This is a genomic window from Pseudomonas sp. URIL14HWK12:I5 (assembly GCF_900176445.1).
In the GTDB taxonomy this organism is placed as follows: domain Bacteria; phylum Pseudomonadota; class Gammaproteobacteria; order Pseudomonadales; family Pseudomonadaceae; genus Aquipseudomonas; species Aquipseudomonas monteilii.
This window is the reverse complement of record NZ_FWXQ01000011.1, coordinates 213,552-236,355: the sequence shown is the minus strand read 5'-3', so window position 1 is coordinate 236,355 and position 22,804 is coordinate 213,552. Positions and strand designations below refer to the sequence as shown.

23 protein-coding genes and 1 rRNA gene are annotated in these 22,804 nt (G+C 63.0%); 15 read left to right on the top strand and 9 right to left on the bottom strand.

What is annotated here, in order from left to right; all coding sequences use genetic code 11:
- Positions 1–20 precede the first annotated feature (20 nt).
- The 4 genes from rrf (at position 21) to B9A31_RS23835 (ending at position 3,977) form a co-directional block, all read left to right on the top strand.
- Positions 21–136 (top strand): 5S ribosomal RNA (gene rrf, locus B9A31_RS23850).
- Positions 137–414: 278 nt separating this feature from the next.
- Positions 415–1,074 (top strand): paraquat-inducible protein A, encoded by a 660-nt coding sequence (locus B9A31_RS23845; protein ID WP_019099331.1) that lies wholly within the window; start codon positions 415–417, stop codon positions 1,072–1,074.
- On the top strand, positions 1,061–1,684 hold the full coding sequence (locus tag B9A31_RS23840) for a paraquat-inducible protein A (RefSeq protein ID WP_016713417.1): 624 nt from the start codon (positions 1,061–1,063) through the stop codon (positions 1,682–1,684). Before B9A31_RS23845 ends, B9A31_RS23840 begins: the two co-directional genes overlap by 14 nt.
- A complete protein-coding gene (locus tag B9A31_RS23835; RefSeq protein WP_025754944.1) occupies positions 1,677–3,977 on the top strand; it encodes a PqiB family protein in 2,301 nt (766 codons plus the stop codon). The genes B9A31_RS23840 and B9A31_RS23835 overlap by 8 nt, the downstream gene beginning before the upstream one ends.
- A gap of 198 nt (positions 3,978–4,175) precedes the next feature.
- On the opposite strand, the gene rpsT is transcribed toward B9A31_RS23835, so the two are convergent.
- Positions 4,176–4,454: a 30S ribosomal protein S20 gene (gene rpsT / locus B9A31_RS23830; RefSeq protein WP_019099330.1), complete on the bottom strand. Its 279-nt coding sequence runs from the start codon at positions 4,452–4,454 to the stop codon at positions 4,176–4,178.
- Positions 4,455–4,704: 250 nt separating this feature from the next.
- Between rpsT and murJ the strand changes: the two genes are divergently transcribed.
- From murJ to ispH, 6 genes are all read left to right on the top strand, one after another.
- Positions 4,705–6,243 carry a murein biosynthesis integral membrane protein MurJ gene (murJ, locus tag B9A31_RS23825; protein ID WP_025754945.1) on the top strand — a complete coding sequence of 513 codons (1,539 nt, stop codon included), beginning with the start codon at positions 4,705–4,707 and terminating at the stop codon, positions 6,241–6,243.
- A 118-nt stretch (positions 6,244–6,361) separates the two neighbouring features.
- Positions 6,362–7,312, top strand: a complete 951-nt coding sequence (gene ribF, locus B9A31_RS23820; RefSeq protein WP_025754946.1) for a bifunctional riboflavin kinase/FAD synthetase — start codon at positions 6,362–6,364, stop codon at positions 7,310–7,312.
- Positions 7,309–10,140: an isoleucine--tRNA ligase gene (ileS, locus tag B9A31_RS23815; RefSeq protein ID WP_025754947.1), complete on the top strand. Its 2,832-nt coding sequence runs from the start codon at positions 7,309–7,311 to the stop codon at positions 10,138–10,140. The genes ribF and ileS overlap by 4 nt, the downstream gene beginning before the upstream one ends.
- Positions 10,133–10,648, top strand: a complete 516-nt coding sequence (lspA, locus tag B9A31_RS23810; protein WP_027615833.1) for a signal peptidase II — start codon at positions 10,133–10,135, stop codon at positions 10,646–10,648. Before ileS ends, lspA begins: the two co-directional genes overlap by 8 nt.
- Entirely contained in the window at positions 10,641–11,078 is a 438-nt protein-coding gene (gene fkpB, locus B9A31_RS23805; protein WP_016713411.1) for an FKBP-type peptidyl-prolyl cis-trans isomerase, read from the top strand. Before lspA ends, fkpB begins: the two co-directional genes overlap by 8 nt.
- A gap of 14 nt (positions 11,079–11,092) precedes the next feature.
- Entirely contained in the window at positions 11,093–12,040 is a 948-nt protein-coding gene (gene ispH / locus B9A31_RS23800; protein ID WP_016713410.1) for a 4-hydroxy-3-methylbut-2-enyl diphosphate reductase, read from the top strand.
- On the opposite strand, the gene B9A31_RS23795 is transcribed toward ispH, so the two are convergent.
- Positions 12,041–12,523, bottom strand: a complete 483-nt coding sequence (locus B9A31_RS23795) for a GspH/FimT family pseudopilin (RefSeq protein WP_084297453.1) — start codon at positions 12,521–12,523, stop codon at positions 12,041–12,043.
- A gap of 109 nt (positions 12,524–12,632) precedes the next feature.
- On the opposite strand from B9A31_RS23795, the gene B9A31_RS23790 reads away from it, so the two are divergent.
- Genes B9A31_RS23790 through thiO form a run of 5 tightly spaced genes read left to right on the top strand, consistent with a single transcriptional unit; the run spans position 12,633 to position 15,457 of the window.
- Positions 12,633–12,815 carry a prepilin-type N-terminal cleavage/methylation domain-containing protein gene (locus tag B9A31_RS23790; RefSeq protein ID WP_025754948.1) on the top strand — a complete coding sequence of 61 codons (183 nt, stop codon included), beginning with the start codon at positions 12,633–12,635 and terminating at the stop codon, positions 12,813–12,815.
- Positions 12,812–13,453 carry a PilW family protein gene (locus B9A31_RS23785; protein WP_084297452.1) on the top strand — a complete coding sequence of 214 codons (642 nt, stop codon included), beginning with the start codon at positions 12,812–12,814 and terminating at the stop codon, positions 13,451–13,453. The genes B9A31_RS23790 and B9A31_RS23785 overlap by 4 nt, the downstream gene beginning before the upstream one ends.
- Entirely contained in the window at positions 13,450–13,914 is a 465-nt protein-coding gene (locus B9A31_RS23780; RefSeq protein WP_019099325.1) for a hypothetical protein, read from the top strand. The genes B9A31_RS23785 and B9A31_RS23780 overlap by 4 nt, the downstream gene beginning before the upstream one ends.
- A 1-nt stretch (position 13,915) precedes the next feature.
- Complete coding sequence (locus B9A31_RS23775) at positions 13,916–14,305, top strand: type IV pilin protein (RefSeq protein ID WP_019099324.1); 390 nt, start codon at positions 13,916–13,918, stop codon at positions 14,303–14,305.
- 54 nt (positions 14,306–14,359) lie between these two features.
- Positions 14,360–15,457: a glycine oxidase ThiO gene (thiO, locus tag B9A31_RS23770; RefSeq protein WP_084297451.1), complete on the top strand. Its 1,098-nt coding sequence runs from the start codon at positions 14,360–14,362 to the stop codon at positions 15,455–15,457.
- 32 nt (positions 15,458–15,489) lie between these two features.
- On the opposite strand, the gene B9A31_RS23765 is transcribed toward thiO, so the two are convergent.
- The 7 genes from B9A31_RS23765 to B9A31_RS23735 all read right to left on the bottom strand — a co-directional run bounded on the left by B9A31_RS23765 (position 15,490) and on the right by B9A31_RS23735 (position 22,782).
- Positions 15,490–16,893, bottom strand: coding sequence for an amidase (locus B9A31_RS23765; protein ID WP_084297450.1), 1,404 nt, complete (start codon positions 16,891–16,893; stop codon positions 15,490–15,492).
- A gap of 1 nt (position 16,894) precedes the next feature.
- Positions 16,895–18,172, bottom strand: coding sequence for a Zn-dependent hydrolase (locus B9A31_RS23760; RefSeq protein ID WP_025754950.1), 1,278 nt, complete (start codon positions 18,170–18,172; stop codon positions 16,895–16,897).
- Between the two features lie 13 nt (positions 18,173–18,185).
- Positions 18,186–18,881 carry an ABC transporter ATP-binding protein gene (locus B9A31_RS23755; RefSeq protein WP_016713401.1) on the bottom strand — a complete coding sequence of 232 codons (696 nt, stop codon included), beginning with the start codon at positions 18,879–18,881 and terminating at the stop codon, positions 18,186–18,188.
- A complete protein-coding gene (locus tag B9A31_RS23750; RefSeq protein WP_012051121.1) occupies positions 18,881–19,633 on the bottom strand; it encodes an ABC transporter ATP-binding protein in 753 nt (250 codons plus the stop codon). Before B9A31_RS23750 ends, B9A31_RS23755 begins: the two co-directional genes overlap by 1 nt.
- Positions 19,633–20,652 carry a branched-chain amino acid ABC transporter permease gene (locus B9A31_RS23745; protein WP_084297449.1) on the bottom strand — a complete coding sequence of 340 codons (1,020 nt, stop codon included), beginning with the start codon at positions 20,650–20,652 and terminating at the stop codon, positions 19,633–19,635. Before B9A31_RS23745 ends, B9A31_RS23750 begins: the two co-directional genes overlap by 1 nt.
- A 1-nt stretch (position 20,653) precedes the next feature.
- Positions 20,654–21,514 carry a branched-chain amino acid ABC transporter permease gene (locus B9A31_RS23740; protein ID WP_016713397.1) on the bottom strand — a complete coding sequence of 287 codons (861 nt, stop codon included), beginning with the start codon at positions 21,512–21,514 and terminating at the stop codon, positions 20,654–20,656.
- A 65-nt stretch (positions 21,515–21,579) separates the two neighbouring features.
- Positions 21,580–22,782, bottom strand: a complete 1,203-nt coding sequence (locus B9A31_RS23735) for an ABC transporter substrate-binding protein (RefSeq protein WP_016713396.1) — start codon at positions 22,780–22,782, stop codon at positions 21,580–21,582.
- Positions 22,783–22,804: the final 22 nt, after the last annotated feature.

The window sequence follows — 22,804 nt, the reverse complement described above, 5'->3', positions numbered from 1 at the left end:
ACATTCTGGCAACAGAATTTCTTGACGACCATAGAGCATTGGAACCACCTGATCCCATCCCGAACTCAGCAGTGAAACGATGCATCGCCGATGGTAGTGTGGGGTTTCCCCATGTGAGAGTAGGTCATCGTCAAGATTCATTTCGCAAAACCCCTATCTGCGCATGCAGGTAGGGGTTTTGTCTTTGTGGCCCGAAAAAGCCAAGCTCTCACGCAAGTCTCGGCTTTACCCAGATCCCTGTAGGAGCGGCTTTAGCCGCGAACACCAGCAACGCCGGTGCCATCCCCCGTGTCGCCTGTTTCACGGGCGCGCCCGCTCCCAGAGGAAGGTGATACACCCTCCTGGCCAAGGTCAGCTCCCACAATTCGAGCCAGAACACTAGAATAGCCCCACGCACCTATTCAGAAGCGCTATATGCCAAACCCTGTCGATCCCGAAACCCTGGCCCAGTTGCCGCTGGACGAGCTTGTCGCCTGTCACGAATGCGACCTGCTGCTGCGCAAGCCCGTGCTCCAGCACGATGAAAAAGCCCAGTGCCCGCGCTGTGGCTACGAGCTCTACGCTCACCGGCACAATGTGGTCAACCGCAGCCTGGCCTTGGTGTTGACCGCCCTGTTGCTTTTCGTGCCAGCCAATTTCCTGCCAATCATGCAGCTGCATCTGCTTGGCCAGACTTCGGACGACACCGTCTGGAGTGGTGTGCTGGGCCTGTACAACTCAGGCATGCGCGGCGTAGCCGTGGTGGTTTTCCTGTGTAGCATGGCCATCCCCCTGGCAAAACTGCTTTGCCAGTTGGCAGTGCTGCTGAGCATTCGCCTGAATGTGGGGCGTAACTTCGGCCTGCTGTTCTACCGCATCTATCACCACCTGCGTGATTGGGGCATGCTCGAGGTCTATTTCATGGGGGTGCTGGTGGCCATCGTCAAGTTGGTGGACCTGGCTGAATTGACAGTGGGCCTGGGGTTGTTCTGCTTCATCAGCCTGTTATTGATCCAGGTGTGGCTCGAAGTGGTGATGTCACCTCACCAGATCTGGAGTGCGCTATCGGGGGAGGACCTGCATGCGGGCGATTGATGCGGGCATTCTTGTCTGCAATGAATGTCACCAGCTGAACCGGCAAGCGCCCGACAGCACTTCACAGACCTGTACGCGTTGCGGCGCAATCGTGCATGCGCGCCGGCCCAACAGCATCGTGCGTACCTGGGCGTTACTGATTGCTGCATCGATCCTGTACATTCCGGCCAACATGCTGCCGATCATGACCGTGAGTACGCTCGGTCAGGGCAGCCCTGACACGATCATGTCCGGCGTCATCACGCTGCTCAAGCACGGTATGGTGCCCATCGCGGCTGTGGTGTTCATTGCCAGTATCCTGGTGCCCACATTCAAGCTGGTGGGTATTGGCTTGCTGCTGTACTCCGTTCAGCGTCGGCAACCGCTGTCTGCCCGACAACGGATATTGATGTACCGCTTCATCGAATTCATTGGGCGCTGGTCCATGCTGGATATCTTTGTCATTGCCATTCTGGTGGCGGTGGTGAATTTCGGCCGAATAGCCAGTGTCGAAGCCAACCTGGGCGCTGTCGCCTTCGCAACTGTGGTGATCCTGACAATGCTTGCCGCTTTAACTTTCGATCCCCGACTGATTTGGGATAACACGGAGTCGGATGACGACCATGAGTGACCTGCCAACGGCTAAAACCCGCCCAGCCTCGAACTGGTCGGCTATCTGGATCCTGCCTTTGATTGCCTTGATGATCGGTGGCTGGCTCGCATGGCAAGCCTACCGTGATGCCGGTGTGCAAATTGAAGTCCGTTTCGAGTCGGGCGAGGGCATCGTCGCCAACAAGACTGAGGTGATCTACAAGGGCATGCCGGTTGGCAAGGTGGTAAGCCTGGTGCTCGACGCCAAGGGCGACAACCAGGGTGTGATCGCTACCATCGAGATGAACAAGGCCGCCGAGCCTCACCTGACCAAAGGCACGCGCTTCTGGCTGGTGAAGCCGAGTGTCAGCCTGGCAGGTATTTCCGGTCTTGAAACATTGGTATCGGGTAACTACATCGCCGTTAGCCCGGGGGAGGGGGAGCGCACCAAGCGCTTCACCGCATTGAAGGTGGCACCACCGCTCTCGGATACGGAGCCGGGCCTGCATTTGACGCTCAAGGCCGACAGGTTGGGCTCGCTCAACCGTGACAGCCCGGTGTTCTACAAACAGATCCAGGTTGGTCGCGTAAAAAGCTACCGCTTGTCCGAGGACCAGAGCACTGTAGAGGTCAAGGTCTTCATCGAGCCAGCCTACGCCAGCCTGGTTCGCAAGCACACGCGTTTCTGGAACGCCAGTGGCGTCAGCATCGATGCTTCGCTTTCGGGTGTTAAGGTGCGCAGCGAGTCGCTGTCGAGCATCGTGGCCGGTGGTATCGCTTTCGCCACGCCGGAATACCGCAAGGACAGTCCGCCCACCGACCCGAGCCTGCCATTCCGTCTGTATGAAGACTTCGATGCAGCGCAGGCCGGTATCCGCGTCAAAGTGAAGCTGAGCGACTATGAAGGCCTGCAGGCAGGTCGCACGCCGGTGATGTACAAGGGTATCCAGGTGGGCTCGCTGAAAGCCCTGAAGATGGAAGACAACCTGGCCAGTGCATCAGCAGAGCTGACGCTGGACCCGCTGACCGAGGACTACCTGGTCGAAGGCACGCAGTTCTGGGTGGTCAAACCGTCGATTTCCCTGGCCGGTATTACCGGCCTGGAGGCATTGGTCAAAGGTAACTACATCGCCATTCGCCCCGGCGAAAAGGGCGCCCGGCCCGAGCGTGAGTTCGAGGCCCGCGCCAAGGCGCCACCGCTCGACCTCAAGGCGCCGGGCTTGCACATGGTGCTGTTCGCCGACACCCTGGGTTCGCTGGAAATCGGCAGCCCGGTGATGTACCGCCAGGTGAAGGTGGGCAGCGTGCAGAGCTACCAGTTCGCCCGTAACAGCAACCGCATTCTGATCGGCGTGCATATCGAGAAAGAGTACGAGAAGCTGGTCAACGGTTCATCGCGCTTCTGGAACGTCAGTGGTATCACCCTGACGGGTGGCCTGTCGGGCATCAAGATCAAGAGTGAGTCGCTGCAAACGCTGATGGCCGGTGGTATCGCCTTCGACACGCCACGGCCCGATGTGGCGCTCAAGCGCCATATTCCACGTTTCCGCCTGCATGATAGCCAAGAGGCGGTAAACCGCGCGGGTACCTTGATTACCATCCGCGTTGACCGGGCAGATGGCCTGAAGCCGGGCACGGCGATCCGCTTCCGTGGCCTGGATGTGGGCAGTATCGAAAGCGTCGACCTCACCGACGACCTGCAGGCGGTGCTTCTGCGCGCTCGCATTACCGAGTCGGCAGACCGTATCGCCCGTGTCGGGACGCAGTTCTGGGTGGTCAAGCCGGCTTTGGGCCTGGTACGCACCGAAAACCTCGACACCCTTGTGGGCGGGCAGTACCTGGAAGTGCAGCCGGCGGCCAAGGACCGTGGCCCGCAGCGCGATTTCATCGCCTTGGCTGATGCGCCGCAGGTGGCGGGGCCAGAGGTCGGTTTGCCATTGACGCTTAGTGCGCCACGCCGCGGCTCGATCAAGCCCGGGGTGCCGGTGACCTACCGTGAGGTGGCGGTGGGGAAGGTGACGGGCTTCGAGCTGGGCCAGAATGCCGACCGCGTGCTGATCCATATCCTTATCGAGCCACGCTATGCGGCTTTGGTCCGCAGTGGTAGCCGCTTCTGGAACAGCAGTGGCTTCGGTTTCGACTGGGGGCTGTTCAAGGGGGCTACGGTGCGTACCGAGTCAGTGGAGACCCTGATCGACGGTGGTATCGCGTTCGCCACACCAGATGGCGAGCAAATGGGTAACCCGGCCCGGCCACAGCAGACCTTCGCCTTGTTCGACAAGGCCGAGGATGAATGGCTGCAGTGGGCTCCGAAGATTCAGATCGCCAAGTAGATTGCAAAGGGGGCCGCTTTGCGGCCCATCGCCGGTAAGCCAGCTCCCACAGGAGTACCGCCAGACTCAAGGCTGGCACAGTCCCTGTGGGAGCTGGCTTGCCGGCGATGCAGTCAGATCAGGTTACTTGGGCAGGCCCATCAAATCACAGGCAACAAAAAGCCGACCCTAGGGTCGGCTTTTCGACTAGCACGTCGCTTAGGCAGCTGCAGTTTCTTTCAGCGCCTTGATGTGGCCATTCAGACGGCCTTTGTGACGAGCAGCCTTGTTCTTGTGGATGATACCTTTGTCGGCCATACGGTCGATTACAGGTACAGCCAGAACGTAAGCGGCTTGCGCTTTTTCGGCGTCTTTTGCGTCGATGGCTTTAACTACATTCTTGATGTAGGTGCGGACCATGGAACGCAGGCTGGCGTTGTGGCTGCGACGCTTCTCAGCCTGTTTTGCACGTTTCTTGGCGGAAGGTGTGTTGGCCACCGTCGAGCTCCTCGAAAGACTTTAGGTAAATAGCAAACAAAATAGGCCGCGAATCATGCCGATCAGTCGACCGGATGTCAAGGCCACCTGCAAGGTTCCGCCGAGCGGTGCGCCAACAAGCGGGAAAGATTCCTTTCTGCTGCGCGACCTGTACACTCGGGAATTTTTGGCTCCCCTGCGAAGGCGCGGGAGTATCGCACATTCGGACGCTGTCTGGCAGCGTCCTCTGTCATTGGCGTGAATCTTTTCGATGAACCTGCTCAAATCCCTGGCTGCAGTAAGCTCGATCACCATGATTTCGCGGGTGCTGGGCTTTGTTCGCGACACCATCCTGGCCCGCATCTTTGGTGCTGGTGTCGCCACCGATGCCTTCTTCATCGCGTTCAAGCTGCCCAACCTGCTGCGGCGCATCTTCGCCGAAGGGGCCTTCTCCCAGGCCTTCGTGCCGATCCTGGCCGAATACAAGACCCAGCAAGGCGAGGAGGCGACTCGCACTTTCATCGCGTATGTCAGTGGCCTGTTGACCCTGGTCCTGGCCTTGGTCACCGCCATCGGCATCCTGGCTGCACCGTGGGTGGTGTGGGCCACAGCCCCGGGCTTTGTCGACAGCGCGGAAAAATACGAGCTGACCACTGCGCTGTTGCGGGTGACTTTTCCTTATATATTGCTGATCTCGCTGTCTTCCCTGGCCGGGGCGATTCTCAATACCTGGAACCGTTTTTCGGTACCCGCCTTCACCCCGACCCTGCTGAACGTGGCGATGATCGCCTTCGCCGTGCTGCTGACGCCGTACTTCGACCCGCCGATCATGGCTTTGGCCTGGGGTGTGCTGGCCGGTGGCCTGGCACAGTTGCTGTACCAGCTGCCAGCGCTGAAAAAGATCGGCATGCTCGTGCTGCCGCGCCTGAACCTCAAGGACGCGGGTGTATGGCGGGTGCTGAAGCAGATGCTGCCGGCGATTCTCGGGGTTTCGGTAAGCCAGATTTCGCTGATCATCAACACCATCTTCGCCTCCTTCCTGGTGGCCGGCTCGGTGTCGTGGATGTACTACGCCGACCGCCTCATGGAGCTGCCCTCGGGCGTGCTCGGCGTTGCCCTGGGTACCATCCTGCTGCCGACTTTGGCCAAGACCTATGCCAACAAGGACCGCGAGGAGTATTCGCGAATCCTCGACTGGGGCCTGCGGTTGTGCTTCCTGCTGGTACTGCCATGCACCTTGGCCTTGGCCATCCTTGCCGAGCCGCTGACCGTGGCGCTGTTCCAGTACGGCAAGTTCAGTGCGGTTGACGCGGCCATGACCCAGCGTGCGCTGATTGCCTATTCCGTGGGCTTGCTGGCGATCATTCTGGTCAAGGTACTGGCACCCGGCTTCTATGCGCAGCAGAATATCCGCACACCGGTGAAGATTGCGATTTTCACCCTGGTCTGCACCCAGCTGTTCAACCTGGCCCTGATCGGCCCGCTGGCCCATGCCGGCCTGGCCCTGGCGATCAGCCTGGGCGCCTGCCTGAACGCCGGCCTGCTGTTCTGGAAGCTGCGCAGCCAGCAGCTGTTCCAGCCCCAGCCCGGCTGGGCGATGTTCCTGCTCAAACTGGTGCTGGCGGTGGGGTTGATGTCGGCGGTACTGCTGGCCGGCATGCACTTCTTGCCGGCCTGGGAGCAAGGCAACATGCTTGAGCGCCTGCTACGCCTGGGGGCGTTGATCCTGGCAGGTGTGGTGACGTATTTCGGTTGCCTGTACCTGTGCGGCTTCCGGCCCCGGCATTTCGCCCGCAAGGCCCTGCACTGAGGCTTCGGACGGGTCAGGCGTCGGTTTTTCACATTCCACGCCGCCCTTGGGCGCTGCTGCCTGTCACCAGCGCCCGGGTGTGGTTATAATCGGCCACTTTATGAGCAAGAAGCGCGTTATGCAGCTGGTTCGAGGTCTTCACAACCTGCGCCCCGAGCACCGGGGCTGTGTCGCCACCATTGGCAACTTCGACGGGGTTCACCGCGGCCACCAGGCAATCCTGGCGCGCCTGCGCGAGCGCGGCCAGGCGTTGGGCCTGCCGACCTGTGTGGTGATCTTCGAACCGCAACCGCGCGAGTATTTCGCCCCCGATACCGCACCGGCGCGTCTGGCACGCCTGCGCGACAAGGTCGAGCTACTGGCCGCCGAAGGTATCGACCGAGTGCTGTGCCTGGCGTTCAACCAGCGGCTGAGCAAGCTCAGCGCCGATGCCTTCGTCAAGGCCATCCTGGTTGACGGCCTGGGTGTGCGTCACCTTGAAGTGGGCGACGACTTCCGCTTTGGCTGCGACCGCGCCGGCGGCTTCGCCTTCCTGGTCGAGGCCGGCCAGCAGTATGGTTTCACCGTCGAGGCCGCCAACACGGTGATCCAGGACGGCCTGCGCGTCAGCAGCACTGAGGTGCGCAAGGCCCTGTCCGAAGGCAACTTCGAGCTGGCCGAACACCTGCTGGGCCGCCCGTACAACATCACCGGCCGCGTGCTGCATGGCCAGAAGCTGGCCCGCCAGCTCGGCACACCTACCGCCAACATCCAGCTCAAGCGCCGCCGCGTGCCGCTGTCCGGGGTCTACCTGGCCAGCATCGAGATCGACGGCAAGGCCTGGCCGGGTGTCGGCAATATCGGCGTGCGCCCCACCGTTGCCGGTGATGGGCGCCCGCACCTGGAGATTCATCTGCTGGATTATGCCGGCGACCTTTACGGCCGGCGCCTGACGGTGGAGTTCCACCACAAGCTGCGTGAAGAGCAGCGATTTGCCTCCCTGGAGGCGCTGAAGTCGGCGATCGATGCGGATATCGCCGCCGCACGTGCACATTGGCACGCTCAACCGCTAACGAAGAGCCTGAAATGACCGACTACAAAGCCACGCTTAACCTTCCGGACACCGCCTTCCCCATGAAGGCCGGCCTGCCTCAGCGCGAACCGCAGATCCTGCAGCGCTGGGACAGCATTGGCCTGTACCAGAAGCTGCGCGAAATTGGCAAGGATCGTCCCAAGTTCGTCCTGCACGACGGCCCGCCCTATGCCAACGGCAAGATTCACATCGGTCATGCGCTGAACAAGATCCTCAAGGACATGATCGTCCGTTCCAAGACCCTGGCCGGCTTCGATGCGCCGTACGTGCCGGGCTGGGACTGCCATGGTCTGCCGATCGAGCACAAGGTCGAGGTAACCCACGGCAAGCACCTGTCCGCCGACCGCACCCGCGAGCTGTGCCGCGAGTATGCTGCCGAGCAGATCGAAGGGCAGAAGACCGAGTTCATCCGCCTGGGTGTGCTGGGTGACTGGGACAACCCGTACAAGACCATGAACTTCGCCAACGAGGCCGGCGAAATCCGCGCCCTGGCCGAAATGGTCAAGCAAGGCTTCGTGTTCAAGGGCCTCAAGCCGGTGAACTGGTGCTTCGATTGCGGTTCGGCGCTGGCCGAGGCCGAGGTCGAGTACGCCGACAAGAAATCCCAGACCATCGACGTGGCATTCCCGGTTGCCGATGAGGCCAAGCTGGCCGCCGCTTTCGGCCTGGATGCGCTGGCCAAACCAGCCGCCATCGTGATCTGGACCACCACCCCGTGGACCATCCCGGCCAACCAGGCGCTGAACATCCACCCGGAGTTCAAATACGCCTTGGTCGATACCGGTGAGCGTCTGCTGGTGCTGGCTGAAGAGCTGGTCGAGTCGTGCCTCAAGCGCTACAACCTGGAAGGCTCGGTCATTGCTACCGCTGAAGGTTCGGCGCTGGAACTGATCAACTTCCGCCACCCGTTCTACGACCGCCTGTCGCCGATCTACCTGGCCGACTACGTCGAGCTGGGCGCCGGTACCGGCGTGGTGCACTCCTCGCCAGCCTACGGTGAAGACGACTTCGTCACCTGCAAGCGCTACGGCATGGTCAATGACGACATCCTCACCCCGGTGCAGAGCAACGGTGTGTATGTCGAGTCGCTGCCCTTCTTCGGCGGCCAGTTCATCTGGAAGGCCAACCCGGCCATCGTCGAGAAGCTGAGCGAAGTCGGTGCGCTGATGCACACCGAAACCATCAGCCACAGCTACATGCACTGCTGGCGTCACAAAACCCCGCTGATCTACCGCGCCACCGCGCAGTGGTTCGTGGGCATGGACAAGCAGCCGACCACTGGCGAGCCGCTGCGTGAGCGCGCGCTGAAAGCCATCGAAGACACCAAGTTCGTGCCGGCCTGGGGCCAGGCGCGCCTGCACGCGATGATCGCCAACCGCCCGGACTGGTGCATCTCGCGTCAGCGCAACTGGGGTGTACCGATCCCGTTCTTCCTGCACAAGCAAACCGGCGAACTGCACCCACGCACCGTCGAGCTGATGGAAGCAGTGGCCAAGCGCGTCGAACAGGAAGGCATCGAAGCCTGGTTCAAACTGGACGCCGCCGAGCTGCTGGGCGCTGAAGCCGACCAGTACGACAAGATCGCCGACACGCTCGATGTGTGGTTCGACTCGGGCACCACCCACTGGCATGTGCTGCGTGGTTCGCACGACATCGGCCACGCCACCGGCCCGCGCGCCGACCTGTACCTGGAAGGTTCCGACCAGCACCGCGGCTGGTTCCACTCTTCCTTGCTGACCGGTTGCGCCATCGACAACCATGCGCCTTACCGCGAGCTGCTGACCCACGGCTTCACCGTGGACGAGAACGGCCGCAAGATGTCCAAGTCGCTGGGTAACACCATCGAGCCGGAGAAGGTCAACAACACCCTGGGTGCCGACATCCTGCGCCTGTGGGTTTCCGCTACCGACTACTCCGGTGAAATGGCGGTTTCCGAGCAGATCCTGCAGCGCAGCGCCGACGCCTACCGCCGTATCCGCAATACCGCGCGCTTCCTGCTGTCCAACCTGTCCGGCTTCGACCCGGCCCGCGACCTGCTGGCCCCGGAAGACATGCTGGCACTGGACCGTTGGGCCGTGGACCGCACCCTGTTGCTGCAACGCGAGCTGGAAGAGCACTACAGCGAGTACCGTTTCTGGAACGTCTACTCCAAGGTGCACAACTTCTGCGTGCAGGAGCTGGGCGGCTTCTACCTCGACATCATCAAGGACCGCCAGTACACCACCGGCGCCAACAGTGTCGCCCGCCGTTCCTGCCAGACCGCGCTGTACCACATCAGCGAAGCGCTGGTGCGCTGGATCGCGCCGATCCTGGCATTCACCGCCGATGAAATCTGGCAGTACCTGCCGGGCGAGCGCAACGAGTCGGTGATGCTCAACGGCTGGTACCAGGGCCTGAGCGAGCTGCCGGAAGGCACCGAGCTGGACCGCGCCTACTGGGATCGCGTGATGGCAGTGAAGGCCTCGGTCAACAAGGAGCTGGAAAACCAGCGTACCGCCAAGGTCATTGGCGGTAACCTGCAGGCCGAAGTCACCCTGTACGCCGACGAAGGCCTGAGCGCCGACCTGGGCAAGCTGGGCGACGAACTGCGCTTCGTGCTGATCACTTCGGCCGCCAGCGTGGTGCCGTTCGTGCAGGCGCCAGCGGATGCTGTGGCCACCGAAGTCGAAGGCCTCAAGCTGAAAGTGGTCAAGTCCGGTCACGCCAAGTGCGGCCGTTGCTGGCACTTCCGCGCCGACGTCGGCAGCCACCCGGAGCACCCGGAAATCTGCAGCCGTTGCGTCGACAACCTGAGCGGTTCGGGCGAGGTGCGTCACTATGCCTAACCCTGCAGTGGGGCGCTTCGGGCGCCTTGCATGGCTTTGGCTGAGCTTGCTGGTCCTGGTCCTTGACCAGGCCACCAAGCTGTATTTCAACAACGCCTTGACCATGTACCAGCAGATTGTCGTCATCCCGGACTACTTCAGCTGGACCCTGGCCTACAACACCGGCGCCGCCTTCAGCTTCCTGGCGGAAAGCTCGGGCTGGCAGCGCTGGCTGTTCGCCCTGATCGCCGTGGTGGTCAGTGCCGTGCTGGTGGTGTGGCTCAAGCGCCTGGGGCGCAACGAGACCTGGCTGGCTGTGGCGCTGTCGCTGGTGCTGGGTGGTGCGATCGGCAACCTTTACGACCGCGTCGTGCTGGGCCATGTGGTCGACTTCATCCTGGTGCACTGGCAGAACCGCCATTACTTCCCGGCCTTCAACCTGGCCGACAGCGCCATTACCGTTGGCGCGGTGATGCTGGCGCTGGATATGTTCAAGAGCAAGAAGTCCGAGGATCCGGTCCATGACTGACACGCGTATCGGCCAGAACACCGAAGTCACCCTGCACTTCGCGCTGCATCTGGAAAACGGCGACACCGTCGACAGCACGTTCGACAAGGCCCCGGCCACCTTCAAGGTGGGCGACGGCAACCTGCTGCCAGGTTTCGAAAACGCGCTGTTCGGCTTCAAGGCCGGTGACAAGCGTACTGTGGTGGTGGCCCCGGAGAACGCCTTCGGCCAGCCCAACCCGCAAAACGTGCAAGTCATGCCGCGGTCCAACTTCGAAGGCATGGAGCTGTCCGAAGGGCTGCTGATCATCTTCAATGACGCCGCCAACACCGAGCTGCCGGGTGTGGTCAAAGCGTTCGATGACGACCAGGTGACCATCGACTTCAATCACCCACTGGCTGGCAAGACCCTGACCTTCGAGGTGGAGATCCTCGGGGTGAAGGCCCTGTAAGCCTGGAGCCGAGCATGCAAATCAAACTCGCCAACCCTCGCGGCTTCTGCGCGGGGGTCGACCGGGCGATCGAGATCGTCAACCGCGCGCTGGAAGTTTTCGGCCCGCCGATCTATGTGCGTCACGAGGTGGTGCACAACAAGTTCGTGGTGGAAGACCTGCGCAACCGCGGTGCCATCTTCGTCGAAGAGCTGGACCAGGTGCCGGACGATGTCATCGTCATCTTCAGTGCCCACGGTGTTTCCCAGGCTGTGCGCCAGGAAGCGGCTGGCCGCGGCCTGAAAGTGTTCGATGCCACCTGCCCGCTGGTGACCAAGGTGCATATCGAGGTAGCCAAGTACAGCCGCGATGGCCGTGAGTGCATTCTCATCGGTCACGAAGGGCACCCGGAAGTCGAAGGCACCATGGGCCAGTACGACGCCAGCAACGGTGGCTCCATCTACCTCGTCGAAGACGAAGAGGATGTGGCCAAGTTGCAGGTGCGCGACCCGGACCACCTGGCCTTCGTGACCCAGACCACGTTGTCGATGGACGACACCAGCCGCGTCATCGACGCCCTGCGTGCACGCTTCCCGAACATCGGTGGCCCGCGCAAGGACGACATCTGCTACGCCACCCAGAACCGCCAGGATGCCGTGAAGCAACTGGCCGGTGAATGCGACGTGGTGCTGGTGGTGGGCAGCCCTAACAGCTCCAACTCCAACCGCCTGCGCGAGCTGGCCGAGCGTATGGGCACCCCGGCTTACCTGATCGACGGTGCTGAAGACCTGCAACAAGGTTGGTTCGACCAGGCCGCTCGAATCGGCATCACCGCCGGTGCTTCTGCCCCAGAAGTGCTGGTGCGTGGCGTGATCGAGCAGCTCAAGGCCTGGGGTGCCACTGGCGCTGAAGAGCTGGATGGGCGGGAAGAGAACATCACGTTCTCGATGCCTAAAGAGCTGCGGGTTCGTTCGCTGATCTGATCAATGGCCTGCGCACAGGGAAACCTTTTCCGGTTCACCTGTGCGCAGTCTGATTCGCCCGGTGGAAGCCATCACCACCTGAGTAAAACTGGTGGCGGCGTTTTTCTCGCAGAGCTCCAGCGTGCCACCTCTCTTGCCCAGTGGGACACCCAGTGCGCTGAACCTGATCTGATCGCCTGTATTGGCCATTATCCTTATGTGCCTTGAAAGACGTTGTTCACGCAATACCTGCTCATTGTGCTCCAGCAACACTCGCCATCCTTTTCCCCAATCGCTCTCAATGCCCTGGACCCGCACGTTCTGGCCCTGCAGCAGTGCATGGCTGCGAGCACTGCGCAGTGCCTGTGCCAAATCTCGGGCAACTGCTGCCCTGTGTAGGTCATCAGTCATTCTGGCGTAAGCCGGCATACCGAGCTGTGTCAGCAAGACGGCCACGGCCAAGGCCGACAACATTTGAATCAGTGTTACGCCTCGTTGCTTCACCGTGCATTCCTCCCTGGAAGTGCTTGGCTATAGCTTCACGTTCATCGGCCAAACCGTCTAGTCGGCCGGGTTCAGGGCTATTGCAGGAAAAGTCGCGGGAGGTGCAGGGATGCACGCAAGGCAACGGGGCATGACGCTCCTGGAAGTGTTGTTGGCAGTCGTGGTTGTGGCCGTGGGCATGTTCGCAACAGCAGCGATGCAGTTGCAGGCATTGCAGGCTGCGGACGGCGCACGTCGTGATGGGCAGGCCGCGATGGCGGTGCACAGCGAGCATGAGCGGAGGCGGCGATGAGGCGCCGCCAGATTGGGTTCGGTCTGGTTGAGATGGTGATGGCGCTGGCCATCGGATTGATGCTACTGGCAGCGGCCAGCCAGCTCTTTACCTCTGCACACCAGACCTGGCGTCTGCAAAGTACGGCAGTGCGCATGCAGGAGGAGGCACGACTTGCTTTGCTGCGCATGGCGCAGGATATCCGCATGGCAGGGATGTTTGGTTGCCTGCGGATTAAACCTGACGACTTTGAGGACCCGGCTGCGCGGCAGGCTTTCGCCCGCCCCCTGGAGGTTGAACCCACTACCCTCAGCCTGGTTGTGGCGGAGTTGTCCGGAAAAACTGGCAACGGTGACTGGGTTTTGCAGACGGACTGCATCGAAAAAGTGCGCGTGGATGAAAAAACAGTAGAGGGGTACCCACTGACGTTCCCCATCAGCCAGTACGTCTATCAGTTCCATGGCAATAGGCTGAGGTTCAAGCGAAAAGGCAACTTCCAACCGCTGGTCGAGAATGTGCGAGAGGCGCGTTTCGAACGTGTGCAAACGCCGCAGGGGGAGAGGGTAGACATCACGCTGATGTTGTACGAGCCCACGCTCAAACTCGAACAGCGCCATGAACTGAGCGTGGCGCTGCGCAATCGGGTGCCGGGGCCATGAAGCGCCAACGCGGTGTCGTGCTGCTGTTGGCGTTGGTACTGAGCCTGCTGCTCGGCTTGCTGACAGCCTCTGCCTTGCGTGATGCCTTGGTAGAGACGCGAATGGCCGGCTACCTGCGCGATGGCCTGCTGGCGTTCGAAGAGGCAGAGGCCACATTGCAGGCCGGGGCAGATGAACTGCTGCGGGCACCTCCAGGCAAATGCCAGATGTGCCTGCCTCCGCCGCACCCGCACGATTTGACTGGGCAGTGGCAGCGCAGCAGCAGCGGCTACTTTCAGGTCCAGCATCTGGGCATGAGCACGCGCGTTGCGTACATGCCGGAAGGGCAGCCAGTTGTGTTGTACCGGGTAACTGCCGTCAGCCAGCAAGCACAAGCCCGGCAAGTACTGGAAGCCGTCTACGCCGTGGCCGGCGACACAATCCAGCGCATCACCTGGCGCCAAAGACTCAGAGGAGACTGACATGCAGCAAGGCTTGAGCCTGATCGAGTTGTTGATTGTGCTGGCCGTGACCGGCATTCTGGCAGCCATTGCCTACCCCAGTTACAGCGACCAGCTTCGGCGAGCCGCGCGCAGCGAAGTGGTTGGCCTGCTGCACGATGCCGCCTTGCGCCTGGAGCGCCACCGCGTGCGCACCGGCCAATACGCCGAAGGCGACCCGGCCTTGCCCGACGGCACCCGCTATTACAGCCTGCAGGCCCAGCGTGACAGCGACACCTTCACGCTGCGCGCCCGGCGGCTGCCGCATGGGCTGATGGCGCAGGATGGCTGTGGCGACTTCCAGCTTGACCAGGCCGGTGTGCAGCGCAATCCGGGTGCTGTTGAACATGGCGCCCACTGCTGGGGAAGCTGAAGGTTGAATGATGCCCCGTGCATCGCGGTTTTACTTCAGGTGTTGGATCGACAGATGAGCAAGCAAGTAGTGGTGGTCGGCGGCGGGGTCATCGGCCTGCTGACGGCGTTCAACCTGGCGGCGAAGGTTGGGCAGGTCGTGGTGTGTGACCAGGGCGAGGTCGGCCGTGAGTCGTCGTGGGCCGGTGGCGGCATTGTTTCGCCGCTGTACCCGTGGCGCTACAGCCCGGCGGTGACCGCCCTGGCGCACTGGTCGCAGGACTTTTATCCACAGCTGGGCGAGCGTTTGTTCGCCAGCACCGGCGTCGACCCCGAAGTGCACACCACTGGCCTGTACTGGCTGGACCTGGACGACGAGGCCGAAGCGCTGGCCTGGGCCGAGCGCGAACAGCGGCCGCTAAGTGCCGTGGATATCTCGGCGGCCTATGATGCGGTGCCGGTGCTGGGCCCGGGCTTCAAGCGCGCCATCTACATGGCTGGCGTGGCCAATGTGCGCAACCCGCGCTTGGTCAAGTCGCTGAAGGCGGCGTTGCTGGCGCTGCCGAACGTAACCCTGCGCGAACACTGTCAGATCACTGGCTTCGTTCAGCAAGACGGGCGTGTGACCGGTGTGCAGACGGCTGATGGCGTGCTGCCGGCCGATGAGGTGGTGCTCAGTGCGGGCGCCTGGAGTGGCGACCTCTTGCGTACCCTTGGCCTCGAGCTGCCGGTGGAGCCGGTGAAGGGCCAGATGATCCTGTTCAAATGCGCCGAAGACTTCTTGCCGAGCATGGTGCTGGCCAAGGGGCGCTATGCGATCCCGCGTCGCGATGGGCACATTCTGGTGGGCAGTACGCTGGAACATGCCGGGTATGACAAAACGCCGACCGGGGATGCGCTGGAAAGCCTGAAGGCATCGGCGGTGGAGTTGTTGCCTGAGCTTGAGGGGGCCACCGTGGTTGGACACTGGGCGGGACTGCGGCCGGGGTCGCCGGAAGGCATTCCGTATATCGGGCCGGTGCCAGGGCATGCGGGGTTGTGGCTGAACTGCGGGCATTACCGCAACGGGCTGGTGCTGGCGCCGGCTTCGTGTCAGCTGTTTACTGACTTATTGACAGGGGCCGAGCCGATCATCGACCCGGCGCCATATGCGCCAGAAGGGCGTTTGGGCTGAGATTGCCGGGGCTGCTTTGCAGCCCCGGAATGTCAACGCGGTGCCTGCAAGTGCCGGCTCGGGTAATGCTGCTCATACACCTTGCACACCCGCAGCACCTGCTCATCGGCAAAGCGCCCGGCCACCACCTGCAGCCCCACCGGTAATCCTTCGCGGGTAAACCCACAAGGCACCGAAGCCGCCGGCTGCTGGGTCAGGTTGAAGGGATAGCTGAAGGGCGTCCACTCCATCCACTGCGCCATCCCCGACCCAGGCGGCACGTTGTGCCCGGCTTCGAATGCCACCAGCGGCAGCATCGGCGATACCAGCACGTCATAGCGCTGGTGGAAGGCATTCATCTGCGCAATCAGCGCCGCCCGTGCCTCCAGCGCCTGGGTGTATTCGCCAAGGCCGATCTTTGCGCCTTGCTCGGCAATCCAGCGTAGCCCGGGGTCAAGCAACGTTCGCTGTTCATCGCTCAAGGCACTGGCTAACCGCGCCGCGCCGGCAAACCACAGGGTATTGAAGGTTTCCAGCGGGTCGTTGAATCCCGGGTCCACCTCTTCCACCTGGGCGCCCAGCCGTACCAGGCGCTGCACTGCTTGCGCCACCAGTGCCTGGATTTGCGGGTCGACCTGCACGTAACCGAAGTTGGCACTGTAGGCGATGCGCAGGCCGCTCAGGTCTTGCTGCTGGCCCATCCACGGCGCCTGCCGTGGTGCACCGGACAGCCCGTCACGGGCATCGGGGCGGGCGACGCAGTCGAGCATCAGTACCGCGTCGTCTACGGTGCGCGTCATCGGCCCCAGGTGCGACAGCACGGTCATGGCGCTGGCCGGCCATTGCGGCACATAGCCGAAGGTCGGTTTGATGCCGAAGGTGCCGGTAAAGGCACACGGGATACGAATCGAGCCCCCGGCATCGCTACCCTGGTGCAGCACCCCCAGGTTCAGTGCGGCGGCGGCCGCAGCTCCCCCCGACGAGCCTCCGGCAGTCAGCCTTGTATCCCAGGGGTTGCGGGTGATGCCGTACAGCGGGTTGTCTGTCACCCCCTTCCAGCCGAACTCCGGCGTGGTGGTTTTGCCCACCAGCACTGCGCCGGCTTCACGCATGAACGCGTTGAAGGGGGCATCGACGTCCCATGGCCCTGCGCCGGAGGTGGTGCGTGACCCCTTGCGGGTCGGCATGCCACGGGTCAGGGTCAGGTCCTTTATCGAGGCGGGTACGCCATCCAGCCGGCCACAGGGCTCGCCCCGTTGCCAGCGCTGCTCGCTGGCGCGGGCGGCGGCGCGAGCACCTTCACCGTCGACATGGCAGAAGGCGTTTACCGCCGGGTTGTGCAGGTCGATGCGCGCTAACACGTCGTCGATCACCTCGACCGGCGACAGCTCACGGCGCTGGTACAGTTCGAGCAATTCGACGGCGGTGAACTCACCCAACTCGGTTTTCTGGGTCATCTCAACGGGCTCCCGGGTTGGCGGCCTGGAACATGGCACGCAGCAGGACGTCACAGCCGTCGGCCAGGTCCTGCGGCGCGGCATTTTCGATTTCGTTGTGGCTGATGCCACCCTCGCATGGCACGAAGATCATCCCGGCCGGGCCCAGCTCGGCGAGGAAGATGGCATCGTGACCGGCGCCACTGACGATATCCATATGGCTCAGCCCCAGTGTGCGTGCGCCCTGGCGCACGGCGTCTACGCACTGCTCGGCGAAATACAGTGGCGGGAAGTCGGCGGTGGGGGTCAGCTGGTAGCTCAGCCCGTGCCTGGCCGTGCTGCTTTCGATGGCCGTGCGTACTTCGCTGACCATGGCAGCGAGGTGTCCGGGGTCGAGGTGGCGCAAGTCGATGGTCATGTGCACCTGGCCGGGGATGACGTTGCGCGAGCCCGGGTGCAGGGTCAGGCAGCCGACCGTGCCGCAGGCATGCGGCTGGTGGGCGTGGGCCACGCGGTTGACCGCAGCCACCACCTCGGCCGCGCCAACCAGGGCGTCCTTGCGCAGGTGCATCGGGGTGGGGCCGGCATGGGCCTCGACACCAGTCAGCACCAGATCGAACCATTTCTGGCCCAGGCAGCCCTGGACAACACCGATGGTGGTGCGCTGGTCTTCCAGCACCGGGCCCTGCTCGATATGTGCTTCGAAGTAGGCACCGACGGGATGCCCGGTGGGCACACGCGGGCCGGCGTACCCAATGCGCTGCAGCTCGGCGCCGACCGACAGGCCCTGATCGTCGACCTTATCAAGGGTTTCCTGCAGGCCGAACTTACCGGCGAACACACCCGAGCCCATCATGCAGGGCGGGAAGCGCGAGCCTTCTTCGTTGGTCCACACCACCACTTCCAAGGGCGCTTCGGTGGTCAGGCCGAGATCGTTCAGGGTGCGGATCACTTCGAGGCCAGCCATGACGCCATAGCAGCCATCGAACTTGCCGCCGGTGGGTTGGGTGTCGATGTGGCTGCCGGTCATCACGGGTGGCAGGGCAGGGTTGCGGCCGGGGCGGCGGGCGAAGATGTTGCCGATGGCGTCGATGCTGACGGTGCAGCCGGCATCTTCGCACCAGCGCACGAACAGGTCGCGGGCCTGGCGGTCGAGGTCGGTCAGCGCCAGGCGGCATACGCCGCCCTTGGCGGTGGCGCCGAGCAGGGCCAGGTCCATCAGCGATTGCCACAGGCGCTCGCGGTTGACCTGCGAACCTTGGCCGAGCAGGTGCTGTGAGGGATCGATGCGGGTGTTCATGGGCGTTCTCCTTTCAGGCGCTCAGGGCCAGGTAACGGTTCTTGATGCTCGGGTCCTCACGGAACTGCGCCGCGCTGCCCTGGTAAGCGACCCGGCCCTGCTCCAGCACGTAATGGCGGTCGGCAAGGGCATCGCAGACCATCAGGTTCTGTTCCACCAGCAGGATCGACAGGCCCTCGTCCTTGATGCGCCGCAAGATCTTCACCAGCTCGTCGACAATCACCGGGGCCAGGCCTTCGGTGGGTTCATCGAGGATCAGCAGCTTGGGGCCGTTGAGCAGGGCGCGGGCGATGGCCAGCATCTGCTGCTCGCCACCGGACAGCGCGAAACCACCATTGCGGCGGCGCTCCTTGAGCCGTGGGAACATGCTGTAGACGTCTTCCAGCTGCCAGCGGCTGGTTTTGCGCACGGCAATTTTCAGGTTCTCCTCGACGCTGAGCTGGCGGAAGATGCCGCGGTGTTCGGGCACCAGGGCAATGCCGAGCCGGGCGATATCGAAAATTTCGCGGCCCACCAGCGGCTGGCCGTTGAAGCTGATCTGCCCCTGCCGTGGGCGGACGATGCCGAGGATACTGCGCAAGGTGGTGGTCTTGCCGGCACCGTTGCGCCCAAGCAGGGTTACCAGCTCGCCGGCCTCGACCTTGAGCGAAACCCCTTCGAGGACATGGCTCTTGTCGTAGTAGGCGTGGATCGAATCGACGTTGAGCATCAGGCAGCCTCTCCAAGGTAAGCGGTGCGTACGCGCTCGTCGTTGCGCACCTGTTCAGGGGTACCCTCGACCAGAATCTGGCCGTGGCTCATCACCGTGATGCGCTGGCTGATCGACATGACGATGCTCATGTTGTGCTCTATCAGCAGCACGGTATGGTCGCGGCCAAGGTCGCTGATCAGGTCGGTCATTACCGGGATGTCGTCGATACCCATGCCCGAGGTGGGCTCGTCGAGCATCAGCAGGGTGGGCTTGGCGCAGATCGACATGCCCACTTCCAGTACCCGTTGCTGGCCGTGCGACAGCTCACCGGCCAGGGTTTCGGCGCGGGCGCTCAGTTTCAGGCGCTCCAGCACCTGGTCGGCGGTGTTCCAGTGGCTGCGCTTGTGCTCGACACTGCGCCAGAAGTTGAGCGCGCCCAGGCCATCACGGCCTTGGGCGGCCAGGCGCAGGTTTTCGCGCACGGACAGGTTCTGGAACAGGCTGGTGAGCTGGAACGAACGGGCCATGCCCAGCGCCACCCGCCCGTGGGATGGCTTGCGGATGATGTCCTGGCCGTTGAACAGGATCTTGCCTGCGGTGGCCTGGCGTTCGCCGGTCAGGCAGTGGAACAGGCTGGTCTTGCCGGCGCCGTTGGGGCCGATGATGGTGTGGATGGTGCCGGCGCGCACTTTCAGGTCAACGCCCGCAACCGCCTTGAACGGCCCGTAGGCCAGCTCCAGCTGGCGGGTTTCCAGGAGGTAGTCGCTCATCACAGGGTCTCCTTGGTCTTGGCCTGAGGTTTGTCATTGGCATTGCGGGTGGCCAGCAGGCGTTTGCCCAGTTCGGCCAGGCCACCCCACAGGCCGCCACGCATGAACACCACGACGAGGATCAGGATGACCCCCAGCAGCATCAGCCAGCGTGGCCACAGCTCCGACAGCACGTCGCCCAGCAGCACGATGGCGCCGGCCCCCAGCAGCGAGCCGAACAGCGAGCCGGTCCCGCCGACGATAGTCATGATGAGGATGTTCTCGCTCATCATCAGGTCGATGTTCGACAGCGGTGCAAAGTGCAGCAGCATGGCGTACAGCGCCCCGGCGATACCGGTGATGGCGCCCGACAGCATGAACACCAGGGTCTTGAAGTGGCGGGTGTCGTAGCCGATGGCCGCGGCGCGGGTTTCGTTCTCGCGGATGGCCAGCAGGGTGCTGCCGAACGGCGAGCGGATGACCCGCAGGGCTGCGGCGAAGATCAGCAGGAACAGCACCGCCACAAACACATAGAAGTGCCGCGGGTCGGCCAGGTCGACCAGCACATGGCCGGCGATTTCGATGTTCGGCCGGGGCACATCGAGCAGGCCGTTGTCACCGCCGGTCCAGCCGCTGAGGGTGTAGGCCAGGAAGTAGGCCATCTGGCTGAAGGCCAGGGTCAACATGACGAAGTAGATGCCGGTGCGGCGAATCGCCAGTGCGCCCACCAGCAATGCCAGGAAGGCACCGAACACGGCGGCACCCAGTAGCGCGGCGAACATGCCCCACTGCAGGTGGATCATCAGCAGCGCCGCGCCATAGGCACCCACGCCAAAGAAGATGCCCTGGCCGAACGACAGCAGGCCGGTGTAGCCGAGCAGCAGGTTGCAGGCCAGCGCGGCCAGAGCAAAGATCAGGATCTCGGTGGCCAAGGTGGCCGACGGCAGCAACAGTGGCAGTGCCACCAGGCTGGCAACCACCAGCAACAGCAGCGCCGGGGCGCGGCCTTTGGCGACTGGCAATGGATTTTTCTCGCTCATATCAGGCTCTCCCGAACAGGCCATAGGGACGGACCAGAATCACGGCGGCCATGGCGCCGTAGATCATCAGGCTGGCGCCTTGCGGCCAGAGGCTGGTCATCATGCTTTGCACCACACCTACCAGCAGGCCGCCAACCAGCGCACCGCCGAACGAGCCCATGCCGCCGATTACCACCACCACGAAGGCAATGCCGAGAATTTCCGGGCCGACGAAGGGTTGCGCACCCCGTAGCGGGGCGAACAGCACACCCGCCACGCCGGCCAGGCCCACGCCCAGGGCGAAGGTCAGGGAAAACAGGCGGAAAATGTTGGTGCCCAGCAGCGACACGGTCTCGGTGCTTTCGCTACCGGCCCGCACCAGTGCGCCGAAGCGGGTGCGCTCCAGCAGCAGCCACAGGCCAAGGCCGATCAGCGCGGCGAAACCGATCAGGAACAGGCGGTAGTAGGGGTAGATGAAGTCCCCGAGGATCAGCACCCCGCGCAGCTCGGGCGGTACGGCAATGTTCTTGCCCACCGGGCCCCAGATCAGCACTGAGGCTTCCTGGATGATCAGTGCGATGCCGAGGGTGACGAGGATCTGGAAGGTGTGCGGCAGGTGGTAGATGCGCTTGATCAACAGGCGCTCGACCGCCCAGGCCAGGGCGGCCACCACCAGCGGTGCAATCAGCAGTGCCAGCCAGAAGTTGCCGGTGATGGCCACGGCGGTGTAGCACAGGTAGGCGCCCAGCAAGAAGAACGCGCCGTGGGCGAAGTTGACGAAGTTGAGCAGGCCGAAAATGATCGTCAGGCCCACGGCGATGAGGAAGTAGATCATCCCCAGGCCCAGGCCGTTGAGCAGTTGGAACAGGTACAAATCGAGCATGAGCGTGCCCTCGACAGCGCGCGGTGCGGCTGCCTGTACGAGTGTGTGTGACTAACGCCGCGGCTTCAGGCCAGGGCGCAACCGGTGTGGTCGACCTCGACGAACGAACGCCCTGAGCTGATGACTTCGGCCAGGTCGTCCTCGTCGCGCATCTGCCCCTGGGGCTTGCCGCGCAGCAGGTAGTAATCCTTGAGTACCTGATGGTCGCCAGGGCGGATCAGTTCTTCGCCGGTCGGGCCCTGGAAGCGCATGCCCTGCAATGCCGCCGACACGGCGGCGCCCTCCAGGCTGCCGGCCTTGACGATGGCTTCGAGCATGACCTTGGTGCCGATATAGTCGGCAGCCAGCGGGTAGTTGGGGTTGATGCCATAGGCCTTGCGGGTGGCGGCAACCAGTTGCTTGTTCAGCGGTGTATCGACCTGGTGCCAGTACTGGGCACCCAGGTACACGCCTTCGAGCACGTCGCTGCCCAGCTCCTGAAACTGGTCGAGGCCGGCAGACCACACCATCAGCACTTTCATGCGGTCCTTGATGCCGAAGTTGACGGCCTGGCGCAGGGCGTTGGAGGCCTGGCTGCCGAAGTTGAGCAGCACCAGCACATCGGGTTTGGCGGCGATGGCGTTGGTGAGGTAGCCGGAGAACTCCTGTTCCTGCAACGAGTGGTAGCTGTTGCCGATGTGTTCCACACCAAGCTCGGCGAACACCTTGCGGGCGTTATCCAGCAGGGCGTCGCCGAACACGTATTGCGGGGTGATGGTGTACCAGCGCTTGGCCTGGGGCAGCTGGCGGATCATGGGCACCAGGGTTTCGCGGATGGCGCCGTAGGTGGGCACCGACCAGCGAAAGGTCGATGCGTTACAGTCTTTACCGGTGATTTCGTCGGCGCCCACGGGCGTCATGAACACGCCGCCGGCTTTGTGGATTTCCTTCGACACCGCCAGTGCCGAAGACGACAGGGTGCAGCCCTGGAAGAAGCGTGCGCCATCCTGGCCGATGGCTTCCTGTACCTTGCGCACCGCCTTGCCGGCGTTGCCTTCGGTGTCGATGACCTTGTACTTGAGCGGGTGGCCGAGCAACTGCGGGTACTCGGCGATGGCCAGGCGCGACCCCATGTCGGCGTACTTGCCGTAGCTGGCGAAGGCGCCCGACATGGACTTGAGCCCATAGAAGGTCAGCGGTTGGTCGGCGAATGCCCGGAGCGCTCCCAAGGGGAGGCTACCTAAGGCACCCAGGGCAAGGCCTGCCTTGAGCAGGGTACGTCTTTGCATGAGTAACTCCTTGGTTGTGGTT